1 protein-coding gene is annotated in these 1,287 nt (G+C 58.3%); it reads left to right on the top strand.

Going from position 1 to position 1,287, the window contains the following annotated elements; all coding sequences use genetic code 11:
• Positions 1 to 82 precede the first annotated feature (82 nt).
• On the top strand, positions 83 to 1,231 hold the full coding sequence (locus J2X19_RS25885; RefSeq protein ID WP_310377341.1) for an IS481 family transposase: 1,149 nt from the start codon (positions 83 to 85) through the stop codon (positions 1,229 to 1,231).
• The last annotated feature ends 56 nt before the right edge of the window (positions 1,232 to 1,287 follow it).

Here is a 1,287-nt window from a genome sequence, read left to right as displayed (position 1 = left end):
TGTATGGACCGGGTACCTAGGTAACAGGTGTGCGAGGACATGGGTAACACTTTTCCCGCGCGAGATGCGCGAGGAGAAGTACATGGCCTGGCAAACAAGGAACCTTATGGACCTCAAGCGTGAGTTCGTGGAACTGGCGTTGCAGCCGGGTACCAACAGGCGAGACTTATGCCGCCGTTTTGGCATCAGCCCCAAGGCTGGTTATGCATTGCTTGATCGGTATCGAGACGAAGGCTGGGCATGCCTGCAGCCGCGCTCGTCGCGCCCCCACAGCAGTCCCTTGCGCAGTGCCGCAAGCGTTGAAGATGCTGTTGTTGGGTTACGCCAGCAGCATCCATGCTGGGGCGGTCGCAAGATCGCGCGTGTGCTGGCCAACGAGGGATTGGCGGGTGCGCCCCCACCCAGCACCGTCACAGCGATCCTGCATCGACACGGGCTCATTGCTCCACCGGCATCGCTGGCAGCAACGCCTTGGCAGCGCTTTGAACATGATTGCCCCAATGCGTTGTGGCAGATCGACTTCAAAGGCTATTTTGAAACGCTGGGCGGGCGCTGCCATCCGTTGACGCTGTTGGATGACCACTCGCGCTTCAACCTCACACTCAGCGCGTGCGCCAGGCCCGATACCTCCAGTGTGCAATCCCATTTGCAGCGCGTTTTTGAACACTACGGACTGCCGGTACGTATCAATGCTGACAACGGCGGGCCCTGGGGTAGCCCGCGCACAGCGCAACCGCACAGCTTGAGCGACCTGAGTATCTGGCTGATACGGTTGGGCATCAGGGTGAGCCACAGCACGCCCTACCACCCGCAGACGAACGGCAAGCTGGAGCGCTTCCATCGCTCTCTCAAGGCAGAAGTGCTCAACGGCCGCAGTTTTGCCAGCCTGGAGCTGGCCCAGCAAGCCTTTGACCGGTGGCGCAGCATCTACAACCATGAGCGCCCCCATGACGCCTTGGGATTGCAAACACCCACCCAACGCTACGCCCTAAGTCCGCGCAAGTTTCCTCTAACCCTGAAGCCGATTGAGTACAGCCCTGACGACACAGTCATTGAAGTGGGCTGGAACGGCTTTATCAAGTTCAAAGGCCTGCGATTGCACTTGAGTAGTTCCTTGCATCGGCTGCCTATTGCAATGCGCCCTAATCGGCAGAATGAGGGGTGCTATGACGCTTACTTTTGCCATCAGCAACTCATGCATCTGGATATGAATACGCTGGGCAAACCATGAGCTATGTGTTTACTATGTCCTCGCACACCTGTTACCTAGGTACCCGGTCCATACAG

Origin of the sequence: Rhodoferax ferrireducens (assembly GCF_031458075.1) — a bacterium.
GTDB classification, from domain to species: Bacteria; Pseudomonadota; Gammaproteobacteria; order Burkholderiales; family Burkholderiaceae_C; genus Rhodoferax_B; species Rhodoferax_B ferrireducens_A.
The sequence above is the reverse complement of the archived record's forward strand: the minus strand, read 5'-3'. Positions and strand labels throughout refer to the sequence as shown.

Excerpts from the sequence above, each read along its gene's own strand:
- J2X19_RS25885 (WP_310377341.1), top strand. The coding sequence starts at position 83 with ATGGCCTGGCAAACAAGGAACCTTATGGACCTCAAGCGTGAGTTCGTG.